We start from the raw sequence: 16,368 nt of genomic DNA, 5'->3' as shown, positions 1-16,368 counted from the left end.
GGACCCACCGCGCGTGGGGCCTGCCAGGGCCCCGGTTGCCGTCAGCCGAGGAAGAAGACTTTGGCCAGAACCGCGACGCCGGCCGCCCAGAGCAGGGACGTGAGGGTGCCGATGATGAACCGCTCGGCCGCCACAGGGGTCTCCTTCAGCTCGGCAAACCGGCCCAGGCCCTTGATGGCCACCACATAGGCGATGGCGACGGGTTCGCCGGCGAGGATAGCCACGCACACCGCCAGGCGCTCCAGCACACCGATGATGGCACCTCCCCGCAGGATGCGGGCGCTGTTCACCGCGGCTGCCGGGCCTGCCGCCACGGCCGCGGCGGCGGGTACGGATCCGGCGGAGGGCTGCGGGTCCACGGTGACGTCGGCCGACGGATCGCTGGCGGGGTCGGGGGCACCGGCGTCGGCCCGGTCATCGATGGTCCGGGCGAGCCGGAAGACCAGGGCCGTCACGGGCCAGCCTCCAAAGCCGGCCACAAGCAGGGCCAGGGTGATCCAGAGGGCGTCCACCGTTCTCCTTACAGACTGTGCCGGGTGCGGGAATCGGGGAGGCGGGCAGAGCCCGCGTCCCGGGAGCGGCCCGGAAGCGGCTCCCCGGCGTCGGGGTTGCCGATGATGATTCCATGGGCGAAGGACAGCAGCATTTCCGCCGCCGGCCTCGCGGCCCATTCTTCCTGCCAGCCGGACCTGAGCAGGGCGCGGCTCACCGATTGTTCGGTGATTCCCAGTTTCCGGGCGGCCATTTTCTGGGTGCCGTGGGTGCCGGAGTGGCCGTGCTGCACGGCACGCAGCGCATCGACAACCTTCCACTGGGCGGCGGTGCGGTCCTGGACGAGCCGTCCGATGAGCCGCAGCACCGCCTCGGCATTGGCGCAGGCACGGGCGCCGGCAGATCCTGCGGGCGAAGGCGCGGCCTCTCCCCTGCGCAGTCCACCGGAGACGACGGCGACCGGCACATGGGCGGAGCCGGACTTGGCGTTCTCCACGGCCGCGCGGGCGGCAATGAAGGCCGGGCCGGATCCTTCCCGCGGGCTGGACGGCAGCGGCTGGTCCACGGCGCCCACGCCGATGCCCACGTACCACCGGCCGCTCCGCAGGGCGTGCAGGGCGATCTCGACAACCTCATCCGGGCGTTCAACGACGCCCTGGACCTCGTCGCCCACGGACCGCTCGAAGCGCGCGTCCGTGGACAGGCCCGCCAGCTCTTTGAGGAGGGCGGGGACGCGGTCCGAGTCGGCGCTGCTGCCGCGCTGGTCGATCGTCATCACGTACATGACCCCACCCTAAACGGCTGATTGTAGATAATCAATCATTTTCAACTGATTACCTAGAATCAGCCTCAATAGGGTGATATTGGCGAATAAGCCTATTGTGCTTTGCTCTCCCCCGCGCGGCACATCGGCCGCCCGGGGGCACTTCGACACCGACATTCCGTCCACTGCCGCCGGTTTCGACGCCGGACCCCGGCAAAGTGCCCCCGCACCGCCAGCCCGGTCCGGCACCGATCGGAACCGCCGTTGACACCGCACCAACGCCGGGCCAGTCTGGGGCACATCAACGACGCCGCGGAGGTGGGCCGGTGCTGACACCAGAGGAGACCGTATTCACCGCCTTCGGCCTCGGCTCCCAGGCTCTGCTGGTTGCCTACTTCGCGGCACGGCGGTGGCGTCCCCCGCTCGCGGACCGGTTCGGCTGGCTGGCGTATGGCGCCACAGGCCTGGGGCTCCCGCTCGGCCTCTGGTTCCTCGCCGGAGAGCAGTCGTGGCGGCTGTTCGGCGGTCCGCTGCTGTTGGGCTGCTGGGCGGTCTTTGGCAGCTATCTTGATCTCTGGCGCCGGGTGGAATGGCGTTCTCCGCCCAGGTTCGCGCTGCTGGTTCCCTACGTGGCGTTGTACTTCTGGGCGCAGATGTTCCTATGGTGGCCGTTGTGGGACCTGCAGCGCGGGGCATGGACTGTCTTCCTGGTCCTGTTCTCGGTGAACACTGCCCTGAACCTCAGCGGGCATGTCCGCCGGCCCGGGCCCCGCCGGGTCAGCCGAACAGATTGACCGGCTTGACGATGTCCGCGTAGATCAGCAGCGCGCCCATGCCCATGAGCAGCACCGCCACCACGTACGTGACGGGAAGCAGTTTTGCGATGTCAAACGCGCCCGGGTCCGGCCGGCCGAAGAGCTTGGCAATCCGGCGGCGGGCCCCCTCGTACAGCGCGCCCGCCACGTGGCCGCCGTCGAGCGGCAGCAGCGGAATGAGGTTGAAGACGGCCAGGGCGAAGTTGAGCCCGGCCAGCAGCCCCACCAGGGTGGCCACCCGGGACTGCATGGGCACTTCCTCCATCGCGGCGACCTCGCCGGCCACCCGGCCCACGCCCACCACGCTGATGGGTCCGTTGGGGTCGCGGGGCTCCTCGCTGAAGGCCGCCTGCGCCACACCCGCCACACGGGCGGGGAGGTTCAGCACGACGCCGGTGATCTGCTTGATGTTCTCCCCCGCCATGGGCAGGACCGCCGACGCCGGCTGCGGCACCAGCGCGGTCTGCGCGCCGATGCCCAGGAAGCCGACGTCCTGGTACAGGAGGGTGCCGTCGGCACTCTTGGCCTGGCGTCCGTCCTCGCCGATCACGGGCCGTGCGGAGAGGACCGGCGTGACGGTGGTGGTGACCGGGGCGCCGTCGCGCTCTACCGTGATGCTCACTTGCCGGTCAGCGGAGGCGCGGATCCAGCCGGTGAGCTCGTCCCAGCTGGTCACGGCCTTGCCGTCGAAAGAGGTGATGACGTCGTTGGGCAGCAGCCCGGCGGCGGCGGCAGGCGTGAGCTTGCAGTCCGCGGAGTCCGGGTCCACGGTTTCGCCGGCTTTGACCTGGCACTTGGAGACGTCGGCGATGGTGGTGGTCTGGGCGGCGGTGCCGAAGCCCATCAGCAGCACGGCCGTGAGCGCGAGGCCGATCAGCATGTTCATGGCCGGGCCGCCGAGCATCACGATGATCTTCTTCCAAACCGGAAGCTTGTAGAAGACGCGGTTCTCGTCCCCGGGGCCCACTTCCTCGTGCGCCAGGGAGCGGGCGTCCGAGGCGAGGGACTGGAACATGCCGGTGCTGGAGGGGCGCACGGTGCCGTCGTCCTTGTTCGGCGGGTACATGCCGATCATGGAGACGAAGCCGCCCAGCGGGATGGCCTTGAACCCGTACTCGGTCTCGCCCTTCCTGCGGGACCAGAGCGTGGGCCCGAAGCCGATCATGTACTTGGTGACGCGGACCTTGAACAGCTTCGCCGGCAGCAGGTGGCCCACCTCGTGGAGGGCAATGGACACAGCGATGCCGATCGCCACAAAGACGACACCGAGGATAAAGAGGAGGACGGGGCTCATGCTTGACTCTGCTGCTTCCTAAAAACTGGCAAACTAGGCGCTTCTGACGGCTAAACGTTCGTGGGTGCGGGCGCGTGCCCATCTTTCAGCATCCAGCACGGAGTCCACCGTCAGCCCGGAGGAACCTGTGTGTTCGCTGAGGACCGCGTCGATGGTGTCCACGATGTCGGTGAACCGGATCCGGCCGGCGTGGAAGGCCATCACTGCTTCCTCGTTCGCGGCGTTGAAGACCGCCGGGAAGGTGCTCCCCTGCCGTGCGGCGTCCTTGGCCAGCCCGACGGCGGGGAACGCGTCGGTGTCCAGCGGCTCGAACGTCCAGCTGGTGGCCTGGCTCCAGTCGCACGGCCGGGCTGAGCCGGGCACGCGGTCCGGCCAGCCGAGGCCCAGGGCGATGGGCAGGCGCATGTCCGGCGGGGAGGCCTGGGCGATGGTGGAGCCGTCGATGAACTGGACCATCGAGTGGACCACGGACTGCGGGTGGACCACGACGTCGATCTTCTCCAGCGGGATGTCGAAGAGCAGGTGCGCCTCGATCACCTCCAGCCCCTTGTTGACCAGGCTGGCGGAGTTGGTGGTGACCATGAGGCCCATGTCCCAGGTGGGGTGGGCCAGGGCGTCCTGCGGGGACACGTTGTGCAGCTGCTCCCGGGTCTTGCCGCGGAAGGGGCCGCCGGAGGCCGTGAGGATCAGCCGGTCCACCTCGGCGGCGGTGCCGGAGCGCAGGCACTGGGCGATGGCCGAGTGCTCGGAGTCCACCGGGACGATCTGGCCTTCGCGGGCGGCTGCCTTGACCAGGGCGCCGCCGACAATCAGGGACTCCTTGTTGGCCAGGGCCAGGGTGGCGCCGGAGGCGAGCGCCGCCAGGGTGGGCGCCAGGCCGATCGAGCCCGTGATGCCGTTGAGGACGACGTCGGACCCCACCTCCGCGATGCGGGTGGACGCGTCGGGGCCGGTGATGATGTCGGGCCGGTACCCGGTCACGCCGGCCGCGGCGGCGGCGTCGTCGATCAGCGCCTGGAGGGCACCGGCGTCGCCGGATGCTGTGCCGACGGCCTGCGCCCGGGTGTGGACGGCCTGCCGGGCCAGGAGTTCGAGGTTGCCGCCGCCCGCGCTGAGCGCCACCACCTCAAAAAGGTGCGGGGCGCCGTCGACGACGTCAATCGCCTGTGTGCCGATGGAACCGGTGGACCCGAGGAGGACGATCTTGCGCGGCTGCATGGCTTAAGTATCCCGCACGTGTCCGGGTGCCCGGGTCCGCCGCCGAGTTCGCAGGTCACGGCAGTGTTGGCGGCAGGCACTGCCGTGAAGTGTCCACTCGACGTAACGTGGGAACTGTGGAGTGGACGGCCTGGCTGGACGCGCCGGAGTATGAGTTCGCCCGGCAGGTGCTGCAGCGCGGCATCGCCGCCATCTACCTTGTGGCCTTCCTGTCCTCGCTCAACCAGTTCCCTGCCCTGCTCGGCGAGCGCGGGCTGTTGCCGGCGCCGGACTTCCTGGCCCGCTCGGGCCGCCTGCGCCGGCCCACCCTGTTCAGCTGGCGCTATTCGGACCAACTACTGCGGGCCGTCTGCTGGGCCGGCATGGCAATTGCCGCCACGATCGTGCTGGGCCTGCCGCAGCTGGGCCCGCCGTGGGTTCCGATGCTGGCGTTCCTGGCCCTGTGGGGGCTGTACATGTCGATCGTCAATGTGGGGCAGACGTTCTACGGTTTCGGGTGGGAGATGCTGCTGCTCGAGGCCGGGTTCATTGTGGCCTTCCTCGGCTCCGACCAGACTCCCCCGCCGCGGACCATCCTGATCCTGCTGGCCTGGCTGGTGTTCCGGCTGGAGTTTGGGGCCGGGATGATCAAGATCCGCGGCGGCCGGGAGTGGCGTGACCTGACGGCCCTGTACTACCACCACGAGACCCAGCCCATGCCCGGGCCGCTCAGCCGGCAGGCCCACCTGCTGCCCAAGGCGTGGCACCGTCTGGAGGTCCTCGGCAACCATTTCGCCCAGCTGGTGGTGCCGTTCCTCCTCTTTGCCCCGCAGCCCGTGGCCAGTGCTGCCGCCGGGGTCATCATCTTCACCCAGCTCTGGCTGGTGGCCAGCGGGAACTTTGCCTGGCTCAACTGGATGGCGATCCTGCTCGCCTTCGCAGCGGTCAGCGACCCGGTGGCGCATGCCCTGGTCCCGGCCATCCCGCTCGACTGGCACGCGGCAGCCTCCGGGGCCGCGGGGGCCGGCAGCCAGGCGCCGGTGGCGTGGCTGGTGGTGGTCCTGGTCGCCACCGTGCTGCTGGTGGTGCTCAGCTACCGCCCGGCGCAGAACCTGTTCTCCCACTACCAGCTCATGAATGCCGCCTTCAACCGCTGGCAGCTTGGAAACACCTACGGCGCGTTCGGCACGGTGACGAAGCAGCGGATCGAAATCGTGGTGGAGGGAACCCTCGACGCGGAGCCCGACGACGACGCGGACTGGCGGGAGTACGGGTTCCGGGGCAAGCCCGGCGACGTCCGCCGGGCCCCGCGCCAGTGGGCGCCGTACCACCTGCGCCTTGACTGGCTGATGTGGTTCCTCCCCCTGCGCACCGTGCACGAGCAGTGGTTCTACGCCTTCCTCGCCAGGCTGCTCGAGGCCGACCGGCCCACCCTGCGCCTGTTGCGCCACGATCCGTTCGACGGCGGCAGGCCCCGGTGGGTGCGGGCCCGGAGCTACCTGTACCGTTTCGCCACCCGGGCCGAATTCCGGGCCACGGGGCAGCGCTGGATCCGGGTGCCGCTGCACGAGTCCATTCCGCCGCTGTCCCTGCCGCCGGAGGACTGAACTGGACACGACGGATGGCCGGACATGACAGATGGCCGGAGCGGTTTCCCGTTCCGGCCATCCGTGCCCCACAGGGCGGTCCCACCTAGACGGGAAGCTTGTCCTTCATCGGAGCAGCCTCCAGGGCGGCCTGGCGGCGGCGCAGCCACCACGAACCCACGAAGATCAAGGCCATCGAGACGTACACCACCACTGCGAACGGCGAGGAGAACAGCGCCGAGGGGTCGTTCTGGGAGAGCTGCAGCGAGCGCCGCAGCTGCACTTCGAACATGGGCCCCAGGATCATCGCCACCACCATGGGTGCCACGGGGTAGCCGTAGCGGCGCATGAAGTACCCCAGGATGCCCACCACCAGCAGGATCCCGACGTCGGCCGCGGCAAAGTTCACCGAGAAGGCGCCCAGGGCCGCGAAGACGAGGATGCCCGCGTACAGGTAGGGCCGCGGGATCTGCAGGATCTTCACCCACAGGCCCACCAGCGGCAGGTTCAGCACCAGCAGCATCAGGTTGCCGACGTACAGCGAGGCGATCAGGGTCCACACCAGCGCACCCTGGTTCTCGAACAGCAGGGGCCCGGGCTGGATCTGGTACCGCTGGAACGCCGTGAGCATCATGGCCGCGGTAGCCGTCGTCGGGATCCCGAGCGTCAGCAGCGGCACCAGGACACCGGCGGCAGCGGCGTTGTTGGCCGCTTCCGGACCGGCCACGCCCTCGATGGCGCCCTTGCCGAACTGCGCCTTGTTGGGGCCCTTGGCCAGCTTCCGTTCCGCGGCGTAGGACAGGAACGTGGATACGTCCGCGCCGCCGGCCGGGACCGTGCCGATGGGGAACCCGATGAAGGTGCCCCGCAGCCACGGCTTCCAGGACCGCTTCCAGTCGTCCTTGGACAGCCAGCCGTTCTTGCCTTTGCTGACCGGGATGACTTCCACGGGTCCGTGTCGGAGCTTGGACGCCACGTACAGCGCCTCGCCGAGGGCGAAGAGGCCCACGGCCACGAGGACCATGTCGACGCCGTCCACCAGGGTGGGGTTGTCGAACGTGAACCGCTGCTGGGCGGTGCTGTCGTCGATGCCGATCATGCCGATGAACAGGCCGAGGGCAAGGGACGCGAGGCCGCGCAGCACGGATGCACCGAGCAGGGCGCCGACGGTGAGGAACGCCACCACCATCAGGGCCACGTAGTCCACGGGCCCCAGGCCGACGGCGAGTTCCGCGACCACCGGTGCCAGGAAGGACAGCAGCACGGTCGCGATGGTGCCGGCGATGAACGAGCCGATCGCCGCCGTCGCCAGTGCGGCCGCGCCCCGGCCGGCCTTCGCCATCTTGTTGCCCTCGAGCGCCGTGACGATCGAGGACGACTCGCCGGGTGTGTTGAGCAGGATGGAGGTGGTGGAGCCGCCGTACATGCCGCCGTAGTAGATGCCGGCGAACACAATCAGCGCGGCGGCGGGATCCAGCGCGTAGGTGATGGGCATCAGCAGCGCGACCGTCATGGCCGGGCCGATGCCGGGCAGGACGCCGACGGCGGTGCCGACGAAGACCCCGCCCAGGGCGTACAGCAGGTAGACCGGCTGGAGCGCCGTCGAGAAGCCCTCAAGGAGCATCAGAAAGCTATCCATTGAAGAACGGCACCCCCTCAAGCAGCGGGCCCGGCGGCAGGGACACGCCCAGCAGCCCGCCGAAGACGTACTGCAGCACAAGGGCCAGCACCACGGAGATGATGACGGCCTTCCAGAGCGGCTTGGCCTCCAGGGACCACGCCGCACCGCTGAACAGCACGGCGGCGGCCACGGGCCAGCCGGCCGGTTCGATCAGGAAGATGTGGAGGACCACGAAGCCGACAAGCTTCGCGAGGGCCACCCAGTCGGTCTTGGCGGCGGCGTCGAGGTCCTCGCTTTCCTCCGCCTGGCCCACCTTGCCGCGGAGTACCTGGGCCACGATGCCGGTGCCCACGAGCACCAGCATGCTGCACACAATGTAGGGGAAGGCCCGCGGGCCGATGCCGGTCTCTGACGGCGGGATCGGGATGGATCCCGCAGTCAGGAGGCCGGCAGCGCCCACGCTGACGAACACCAGGGCGAAGAGAATCTCCCCCGTGGGCCGTTTGGCGGGCGTGCTGACGTGGACGGACATTGCTACTTGACCAGGCCGATCTCAGTCAGGGTGGTCTTGACCTTGGCGATGTCCTCGGTGAGGAAGGTCTTGAAACCGTCGCCGGCAAGGAAGGCATCGTCCCAGTTGTTCTTGGCCAGGGTGGACTTCCACGCCTCCGACTCGTGCAGCTTGGTGACCGTCTCGGTCAGCTTTGCCTTGGTCGCGTCGTCGATGGAACCCGGCGCCACCACCCCGCGCCAGTTGGTCAGGACCACGTCGACGCCCTGGTCCTTCAGCGGCTTGACGCCCGGCAGGGCCGGCGCCTCAGAGGTGCCGGAGACAGCGAGCGCGCGGACCTTGCCGGCCTTGACCTGCTCCGCGTATTCGCCCACGCCGGAGATGCCGGCCTGGACCTTGTTGCCCAGCAGCGCGGCGATCGATTCGCCGCCGCCGGAGTAGCCGATGTAGTTCAGCTGGTCGGACGCCACACCCTGGGACTTGAGGATCTGGCCGGCCAGGATGTGGTCCGCGCCGCCGGCCGAGCCGCCGGTGATGGCCACTGCCTTGCCGTTGGCCTTGATGTCATCCACCAGGTCCTGGACGGACTGGTACTTGGACGACGCCGGGACCACCAGGACCAGGGGCTCCTCAGTGAGGCGCGCGATGGGGGTGGTGTCTTCCAGCCGGGTCTTGGCGGCGTTGGTTTCCACGGCACCGACCATGACGTAGCCCATCACCATGAGCGTGTTGGGGTCCTTTTCGGTGGCCAGCTTGGCCAGGCCGTTCGTGCCGCCGCCGCCGCCGATGTTGCTGACCTGGGCGGAGGTGACGAGTTTGTTCGACTGCAGGTCCTGCTGCATCGCACGGCCGGTCTGGTCCCAGCCGCCGCCCGGGTTCGCCGGAACAATGATGCTGAGCTTCTTGAGCGGATCCGCGGCGGAGCCTTGTCCTGCCGAGGCGCCGCTGGCACCGCCGGCGCAGGCGGACATGGCGAGGACGACGCCGGCTGCCCCGGCAGCGAGCGCAGCCCGGCGGGTGAAGGCGGTCCGGGTGGAATGGGAGGGGGAGGTCATGGTTTCTCCTTGTTGAAATGTGACGCACGTCATCGGAATCACTTCCCAGAGACTAGGAGCGGCCCGGCCCGGGGACCAGAATTTGGCCGTAGAGGTAGTAGTGGTCATATTGGTCACGGCCGGGAGCCCGGATTTGGCCCGCGCGGCGGGTGGCAGGATGGGAAGCTTGTGACATGGTTCACAGGATTCCCCTCCGCTTCCAGCTGGTGGCGCTGCAGCTCGCCATCGTGCTGGCAGTCCTGACGGCGGTGGGGGTAGTGACCATCCGCATGCAGGAGCAACAGCTCAGGGACGCCTACAAAGGCCGGCTGATCGGGGTGGCGGAGAGCGTGGCCCGGCTGCCCTCCGTGGTGAACGCCCTGGGCACGCCGCACCCGTCCCCGACCATCCAGCCGATCGCCGAAGTCATCCGCCAGGCCTCCAACGTCACCTACGTGGTGGTGACGGACCGCAACGGCGTCCGCCAGTCCCACCCGAACCCGGCGGAGATCGGCCGGCCGGTGTCCACCGATCCGTCGGTGCCGCTGTCCGGCGAGATCTACGTCGGGACCCAGACAGGAACGCTCGGCGAATCCTGGCGCGTCAAGGTTCCCGTCTTCGATGGCGCGGGCGCCGTGATCGGTTCAGCGTCGGTGGGCGTCCTGGAGAGCACCCTGGCCGAGGACCTCTATGAGGATCTGCCGCAACTCTTCGGGTGGCTCCTCGGGGCGGCGCTGCTCGGGTCTCTCGGGGCGATGTACATCTCCAAACTCGTCTGGCGGCGGATCTACAAGCTGGAGCCGGAGGACATCGCGGCCCTGCTGGAGACGCGCGACGCGATGCTGCACGGCCTGGGCGAGGGGCTGGTCGCCGTCGACGCCGACGGGAAGGTGGCGCTGGTGAACGATGAAGCCCGCCGGCTGCTGGGCGTGGGCGGGGAGGTCACCGGACAGCCCGCCAGCGAATGCCTGGAACCCGGGATCCGGGCGATGCTGACCGCGGGGACGGCTGCGGAGGAGCTGGTGCTCTCCGGCGAGCGGATCCTGCTGGGCAAGGTCAACGCGGCCACCGTGGACGGCCGGGAGGTAGGCAAGGTCCTGATCCTCCGCGACCGGACGGAGCTCCACACGATCCTCCGCGACCGCGACGGCGCCCTGGACGTAACGCAGGCGCTGCGGGCGCAGGCCCACGAATTCGCTAACAAACTGCACGTGATCTCCGGCCTGCTCGAACTTGGCGAGCATGCCAAGGCGGTGGAGTTCCTGGGCCGCAGCCACAGCGACGCGGCCTTCGTCAACCGCCCGCTGGCCGCAGGCATCACCGACCACGATGTCCGGGCGCTGCTGATTGCCAAGTCCACTGTCTGTGCCGAGCGGGGCGTGGAGATCCTGGTGAGTCCGGAGTCGGTCTGCACCCCGGACGGTACCGGCGACGTCATCACCGTCCTCGGGAACCTGATCGACAATGCGGTGGACGCCGCAGGCTACGACAGCACCATCGGCGTCCGGCTGGAGGAAACCCCCGACGGCCGGCGCACCATCACGGTCGAGGACGACGGGCCGGGCGTCCCCGAGCCGGAGCGCGCCGCCGTCTTCGAAGCGGGCGTGACCACCAAACCGACCGAAGGGATCAACACCCGCGGCTTCGGCCTGGCGCTGGTCCACCGCGTGGCCCTGCGCCGGGGCGGCACCGCGTCGGTGGCGTCCTCCAGGCTGGGCGGCGCCTGCTTTACCGTGGTACTGAAAACAAAAGAGGCGGAACTACAAGACCAATGAGCCCCATACGCACCCTCATCATTGACGATGACGTGGCAGTCGCCGGGATCCACCACGGGTTCCTGCTGGCCCGCGGCGGCTTCGACGTAGTGAGCCTCGCCCACACCGGACAGCAGGGCCTGGACCTGGCCGCCGAGCTGCGGCCGGAACTGGTCCTGCTGGACATCCACCTTCCGGACATGTCCGGCCTGGACGTTCTCCGGCAGCTCCGTGGCCGCCAGCAGGCCCTGGATGTCTTGGTCATCACGGCCTCAAGGGAACTGGACACGGTCCGCGGCGCCATGGCCGGCGGCGTCCTGCACTATCTGGTGAAGCCTTTTACGTCCCAGGCCTTGAACGAGCGGCTCGACGAATACCTGCAGCTGCGCCGCGAACTGGCGGCGGGCGGGGCGGACGGGCCGCTGGACCAGGACAGCATCGACCGCCTGGTGGCGCCGTCGCGCCGGGCCGCTGCGGATCCGGCGGCCGCCCCGGCGGCGGGGTCCTTGGCGGATGCCCCGGCCCGGCTGCCGAAGGGGCTCTCCCGGCCCACGCTGGATGCAGTGATCGAGGCGCTCAAGTCCAGCCCGGAGGACGTCTCCGCGGCAGGGATGGCGCTCCAGCTCGGGCTTTCGCGGGTTAGTGCCCGGCGCTACCTCGAGTACCTGGTGATCAACGGCTTCGCCCGGCTCACACCACGCTACGGCGCAGCGGGCCGGCCGGAGAACCGGTACCTGTGGAAGCGCTGAACATGCCCATGGTTCGCAAGCTGCGCGGAGCATGTCCAATTTCCGGGTGAAGTACGGAACATGCGCATTCTTCGCGGCAGCGCCCGGGCACCGTTGACCCTCGGGACACCCATTTGCCACAAATGGCCGCTATGAGAGCCTCCATAGCGGCCATTCGTGGTGAATCGACGACGCCCGGCCGCACCGGGCCGGCTCCGGTGCTCCGCAGAGCCGCCACGAACCCCCGCTCGGTCAGCGCAGGGGGGTGTCGGGGTGACACCCATTTGCCACAGATGGCCGCTAAGAGAGCCTCCATAGCGGCCATTCGTGGTGAATCGACGACGCCCGGCCACACCGGGCGCCGGTGCGGGCGCTAGTGGCTGGCGCGGCGAAGGGTGGATTCGGCGTGCTTCAGGAGGGGCCCGTCGATCATCTTGCCGTTGAACTGGAATACACCCGAGCCAGCCTCGGCGGCGGCGGCCAGCAGTTCGGCGGCAGCCGCGACCTCGGACTCGGACGGTGCGTACGCCCCACGCACCACGGCCACCTGGCTCGGGTGGATGCACGCCTTGGAGCTAAAGCCTGAAGCGACGGCGTCGCGGGCTTCGACGGCGAGGCCGTCCAGGTCCGGGATGTTGACGTAGACCGAGTCGACGGCCTCCTTGCCGAACGCCCGGGCGGCCAGCAGCACGGTGGAGCGGGCGTGCAGCGCGACCGCGCGGTAGGCGCCGTCGTCCGTCCTGCTGGACGTGCCGCCGAGCGAGGCGAGCAGGTCCTCGGCGCCCCACATCAGCCCCACCACGTTGGGTTCGGCGGCGATGGCGGCGGCGTTGACCACCCCCAGGGCGGTCTCGCAGAGCGCAATGACGCTGTAGCCTTCCAGCTCCTTGAGCTGGTGGGCGCCCTCTGCCTTGGCCAGCATGATGTGCCGGTAGGGAGTGTGTTTCAGGCAGTGGAGGTCCTTCTCGAACTCCTCCGTGCCGGCTGGGTTGATCCGGATAATGGTGCGGCTGGGGTCGAGTTCAGGGACGTCCCCGGTGGCGCCGAGCTGGGCGAGGATGGCGCCGCGCGCCCGTTGCTTGTCGGCCGGCGCGACGGCGTCCTCGAGGTCCACAATCACGGCATCGGAGCGCTCGGCTGCTTTCTGGTAGCGCTCCGGGCGGTCGGCGGGGCAGAACAGCAGGGCGGGGCCCATCAGGAAACTCATGGATCTATTCTGCCCCTCTGTGTGCGGTCTGGTCTGCGGAGTGCGCTTCCCGGGTCCACATCAGGCAGCTGCGCGTGGCGAGCGCAACGACGTCGCCGTGCTGGTTCCGGCCGGTGTGCTTCATAGTCACGATCCCCTGGCCGGGACGGGAGGAGGACAGGCGCTTCCCGGTGACCACTGTCTCCGTGTAAAGGGTGTCGCCGTGGTACATCGGGTGCGGGAACGACACGTCCGTGAGCCCCAGCTGGGCGATGATGGTGCCCTGGGTCAGCTGCGGCACCGACTGACCCACCACGGTGGCCAAGGTGAACATGGAGTTCATGAGGCGCTGGCCAAAGGGCTGCTCCGCGCTCCACGCGGCGTCAAGGTGCAGGGCCTGGGTGTTCATGGTCATGGTGGTGAAGAGGACGTTGTCCGCCTCGGTGACGGTCCGGCCGGGCCGGTGCGCGTAGACCACGCCCTCCTCGAGCTCGTCGAAGTACAGGCCCCGCTGCTCAATGACACGGGTTTCAGTGGTGTGCTGGGATTCAGTGGTCATACCGTCAGTTCCTGGTCTTCCTCGAAAAGTTCGGCTCCGGTGGCTGCGGCCACGTCCTCGGCCGTCACGTTGGGGGCGAGTTCGCGCAGCACCAGCCGGGATTGTCCGCCGTCGGTCACGACGTCGATCACCGCAAGGTCGGTGATGATCCGGTCCACGCAGCCTTTCCCGGTGAGCGGCAGCGTGCACTGCTCCACGATCTTGGGCCGGCCGTTCCGGTCGGTGTGCTCCATCATCACGATGACCTTCTTGGCGCCGAACACCAGGTCCATGGCGCCGCCCATGCCCTTGACCATCTTGCCGGGGATCATCCAGTTGGCCAGGTCGCCGTTCCGGGCAACTTCCATCGCCCCGAGGACGGCCACGTCCACGTGCCCGCCGCGGATCATCCCGAAGGAGGCGGCGGAGTCGAAGAACGCGGCCCCCTTGTTGACCGTGACGGTTTCCTTGCCGGCGTTGATCAGGTCCGGATCCACCGCGTCCTCCGCGGGGTAGGGCCCGACGCCCAGGATCCCGTTCTCGGAGTGCAGCACCACCTCGACGCCGGCGGGGATGTAGTTGGGGATCAGCGTGGGCATGCCGATGCCAAGGTTGACGTACTGCCCGTTCCGCAGCTCCCGTGCCACCCGCGCGGCCAGTTCGTTCCGCGTCCAGCCCTTGCTCTCCACCCCGGCGGGGTGTTCGACGGCGGCGGGCCGGTATTCGTGGCGCACGGCCTCCGGGCGGGGCGGTTCCTCCTGCAGGCTTTGGGATTCCATGGCCTAGGCTCCTGACTGGTGGGTGGCTGGGGTTCCGGTGCCGGCGGGCGGGGCCCCCAGGGCTACCGTCCGCTTCTCGATCCGCTTCTCGACGCCGGGAGCCAGCACCACACGCTGGACGAAGATGCCGGGAATGTGGACGTGCTCCGGGTCCAGCTCCCCCGGCTCCACCAGTTCCTCAACCTCGGCGATGGTGATCTTCCCGGCCATGGCGCAGAGCGGGTTGAAGTTCATCGCCGTGGCGTGGAAGACGAGGTTGCCGTGGCGGTCGCCCTTCCAGGCGTGCACCAGGCCGAAGTCGGGGGTGAGCGATTCCTCGAGCACATAGTCGGCGCCGTGGAAGCTGCGCACCTCCTTGGCTTCTGAGGCGACCGCGATGTTGCCGTCGGCGTCGTACTTCTGCGGCAGGCCGCCGTCGGACACCTGGGTGCCGACGCCGGCCGGGGTGTAGAACGCCGGGATCCCCGCACCGCCGGCGCGCAGCTTCTCGGCCAGCGTGCCCTGCGGTGTGAGGACCACCTCCAGCTCGCCGGCGAGGTACTGCCGGGCGAACTCCTTGTTCTCCCCCACGTAGGAGCTAATGGTGCGGCGGATCCTGCCGTCCTTCAGCAGGATCCCGAGCCCCCAGTCGTCCACGCCGCAGTTGTTGCTGACGGTCTCCAGGTCCGTGGCGCCGCTTTGGTGCAGGGCCTCGATGAGGGCTACGGGGATTCCGCAGAGGCCAAACCCGCCGACGGCGAGTGAGGCGCCGTCGTGGATGTCGGCCACTGCCTCGGCAGCGCTGGCCACAACCTTGTTAATCATCGTTGATCCCTCTCTCGACGGTTGCGGCCAGCGGGCCGGTCAGAGCCCCAGTTCGCGGGCGATCAGCATCAGCTGGACCTCCGTGGTGCCCTCGCCGACCTCAAGGATCTTGGAGTCGCGGTAGTGGCGCGCCACGGTGAATTCGTTGATGAAGCCATAGCCGCCGAACACCTGGGTGGCGTCCCGCGCGTTGTCCATGGCTGCCTCGCCTGCGACCATCTTAGCGATGGCCGCCTGCGTCTTGAACGGCTTGCCGGCGAGCATCCGGGCGGCCGCATCGTAGTAGGCCAGCCGGGCGGTGTGGGCGCGGGCTTCCATCCTGGCGATCTTGAACGCGACGGCCTGGTACTTGCCGATGTTCTGCCCGAACGCGCTGCGTTCCTTGGCGTATTTCACGGCCTGGTCCACACAGCCCTGGGCTGCGCCGACGGCCAGCGCCGCGATGGCGATCCGGCCCTCGTCCAGGATGGAGAGGAAGTTGGCGTAGCCGCGGCCCCGCGTGCCCAGCAGGTTCGCCTCGGGGACGTGGACGTTGTCCAGGGTCAGCGGGTGGGTGTCCGAGGCGTTCCAGCCGACCTTGTTGTAGGCCTTCTCCGCCCGGAATCCGGGGGTGTTGGTGGGCACCAGGATGGTGGAGATTTCCTTCTTGATGCTGCCGTCGGGGCGCTCCTCCTGGCCGGTCACCGCGGTGACCGTGACAAGCCGGGTGATGTCGGTGCCGGAGTTGGTGATGAACTCCTTGTTGCCGTTGATGACCCACTCCCCGCCGCCCAGCTTGGCGGTGGTCTTGGTGCCGCCCGCGTCGGAGCCTGCCTCGGGTTCGGTCAGGCCGAACCCGGCGAGCGCCTTGCCGGAGGCCAGCAGCGGCAGCCACTCCTCCTTCTGGGCGGCGTTGCCGAAGCGGTGGATCGGCATGGCGCCGAGGGATACGCCGGCTTCCAGGGTGATCGCGACGGACTGGTCGACGCGGCCCAGCTGCTCGAGGGCGAGGGCGAGCGCGAAGTAGTCCCCGCCCATGCCGCCGAACTCCTCCGGGAAGGGCAGGCCGAACAGGCCCATGTCGGCCATCTGGGAGACAACCTCGTAGGGGAAGCTGTGCTCCTCGTCGTGCTTGGCGGAGACCGGGGCCACCACTTCGTCGGCGAATTCGCGGACGGTGTTGCTGAGGTCCTGGTAGTCCTCGCTGAGTTCAAAATCTGGCATGGTGACTCCTTTGTCGGTCATTCTGTCCGTGGTGCGGTCTGGAAGGTGTTCGGTCTGGAAAGT

At 68.8% G+C, this 16,368-nt stretch carries 16 protein-coding genes; 4 read left to right on the top strand and 12 right to left on the bottom strand.

Features of this window, described 5'->3' with window-relative positions; genetic code table 11:
- Nucleotides 1–41 precede the first annotated feature (41 nt).
- Complete coding sequence (locus AR539_RS08350) at nt 42–512, bottom strand: hypothetical protein (protein ID WP_066434732.1); 471 nt, start codon at nt 510–512, stop codon at nt 42–44.
- Nucleotides 513–520: 8 nt separating this feature from the next.
- Nucleotides 521–1,276, bottom strand: coding sequence for a MarR family transcriptional regulator (locus AR539_RS08345; protein ID WP_231728543.1), 756 nt, complete (start codon nt 1,274–1,276; stop codon nt 521–523).
- A 305-nt stretch (nt 1,277–1,581) separates the two neighbouring features.
- Between AR539_RS08345 and AR539_RS08340 the strand changes: the two genes are divergently transcribed.
- Nucleotides 1,582–2,049, top strand: a complete 468-nt coding sequence (locus AR539_RS08340; protein WP_066434726.1) for a hypothetical protein — start codon at nt 1,582–1,584, stop codon at nt 2,047–2,049.
- Here the strand turns inward: AR539_RS08340 and AR539_RS08335 are convergent.
- Complete coding sequence (locus AR539_RS08335) at nt 2,033–3,364, bottom strand: M50 family metallopeptidase (RefSeq protein WP_066434725.1); 1,332 nt, start codon at nt 3,362–3,364, stop codon at nt 2,033–2,035. The genes AR539_RS08340 and AR539_RS08335 overlap by 17 nt on opposite strands.
- A 33-nt stretch (nt 3,365–3,397) precedes the next feature.
- A complete protein-coding gene (gene dxr, locus AR539_RS08330) occupies nt 3,398–4,582 on the bottom strand; it encodes a 1-deoxy-D-xylulose-5-phosphate reductoisomerase (RefSeq protein ID WP_066434722.1) in 1,185 nt (394 codons plus the stop codon).
- A 116-nt stretch (nt 4,583–4,698) separates the two neighbouring features.
- Here dxr and AR539_RS08325 point away from each other — a divergent pair, with 116 nt between their 5' ends.
- Nucleotides 4,699–6,168: a lipase maturation factor family protein gene (locus AR539_RS08325; RefSeq protein ID WP_066434720.1), complete on the top strand. Its 1,470-nt coding sequence runs from the start codon at nt 4,699–4,701 to the stop codon at nt 6,166–6,168.
- An 85-nt stretch (nt 6,169–6,253) separates the two neighbouring features.
- On the opposite strand, the gene AR539_RS08320 is transcribed toward AR539_RS08325, so the two are convergent.
- From AR539_RS08320 to AR539_RS08310, 3 genes are read right to left on the bottom strand one after another with little or no spacing between them, the layout of a single operon-like run.
- Nucleotides 6,254–7,786 carry a tripartite tricarboxylate transporter permease gene (locus AR539_RS08320; RefSeq protein ID WP_066434717.1) on the bottom strand — a complete coding sequence of 511 codons (1,533 nt, stop codon included), beginning with the start codon at nt 7,784–7,786 and terminating at the stop codon, nt 6,254–6,256.
- Nucleotides 7,779–8,300, bottom strand: a complete 522-nt coding sequence (locus AR539_RS08315) for a tripartite tricarboxylate transporter TctB family protein (protein ID WP_066434714.1) — start codon at nt 8,298–8,300, stop codon at nt 7,779–7,781. The genes AR539_RS08320 and AR539_RS08315 overlap by 8 nt, the downstream gene beginning before the upstream one ends.
- Nucleotides 8,301–8,302: 2 nt before the next feature.
- Nucleotides 8,303–9,334 carry a Bug family tripartite tricarboxylate transporter substrate binding protein gene (locus AR539_RS08310; RefSeq protein WP_066434712.1) on the bottom strand — a complete coding sequence of 344 codons (1,032 nt, stop codon included), beginning with the start codon at nt 9,332–9,334 and terminating at the stop codon, nt 8,303–8,305.
- A 173-nt stretch (nt 9,335–9,507) separates the two neighbouring features.
- On the opposite strand from AR539_RS08310, the gene AR539_RS08305 reads away from it, so the two are divergent.
- Nucleotides 9,508–11,088 carry an ATP-binding protein gene (locus tag AR539_RS08305; RefSeq protein WP_066434709.1) on the top strand — a complete coding sequence of 527 codons (1,581 nt, stop codon included), beginning with the start codon at nt 9,508–9,510 and terminating at the stop codon, nt 11,086–11,088.
- Nucleotides 11,085–11,816 carry a response regulator gene (locus AR539_RS08300; RefSeq protein WP_066434707.1) on the top strand — a complete coding sequence of 244 codons (732 nt, stop codon included), beginning with the start codon at nt 11,085–11,087 and terminating at the stop codon, nt 11,814–11,816. The genes AR539_RS08305 and AR539_RS08300 overlap by 4 nt, the downstream gene beginning before the upstream one ends.
- 352 nt (nt 11,817–12,168) lie before the next feature.
- On the opposite strand, the gene AR539_RS08295 is transcribed toward AR539_RS08300, so the two are convergent.
- The 5 genes from AR539_RS08295 to AR539_RS08275 are packed head-to-tail and all read right to left on the bottom strand — an operon-like array spanning nt 12,169 to nt 16,305.
- Nucleotides 12,169–13,002, bottom strand: a complete 834-nt coding sequence (locus AR539_RS08295) for an HpcH/HpaI aldolase/citrate lyase family protein (protein WP_066434700.1) — start codon at nt 13,000–13,002, stop codon at nt 12,169–12,171.
- 4 nt (nt 13,003–13,006) lie between these two features.
- Nucleotides 13,007–13,540, bottom strand: coding sequence for a MaoC family dehydratase (locus AR539_RS08290; RefSeq protein WP_066434697.1), 534 nt, complete (start codon nt 13,538–13,540; stop codon nt 13,007–13,009).
- Nucleotides 13,537–14,298, bottom strand: a complete 762-nt coding sequence (locus tag AR539_RS08285; RefSeq protein ID WP_066434696.1) for a CoA transferase subunit B — start codon at nt 14,296–14,298, stop codon at nt 13,537–13,539. The genes AR539_RS08290 and AR539_RS08285 overlap by 4 nt, the downstream gene beginning before the upstream one ends.
- 3 nt (nt 14,299–14,301) lie before the next feature.
- A complete protein-coding gene (locus AR539_RS08280; protein WP_066434692.1) occupies nt 14,302–15,102 on the bottom strand; it encodes a CoA transferase subunit A in 801 nt (266 codons plus the stop codon).
- Between the two features lie 39 nt (nt 15,103–15,141).
- Entirely contained in the window at nt 15,142–16,305 is a 1,164-nt protein-coding gene (locus tag AR539_RS08275) for an acyl-CoA dehydrogenase family protein (protein WP_066434689.1), read from the bottom strand.
- Between the last annotated feature and the right edge of the window lie 63 nt (nt 16,306–16,368).

This window comes from Arthrobacter sp. EPSL27 (assembly GCF_001512305.1).
In the GTDB taxonomy this organism is placed as follows: Bacteria; Actinomycetota; Actinomycetes; order Actinomycetales; family Micrococcaceae; genus Arthrobacter.
The sequence above is the reverse complement of the archived record's forward strand: the minus strand, read 5'-3'. Positions and strand labels throughout refer to the sequence as shown.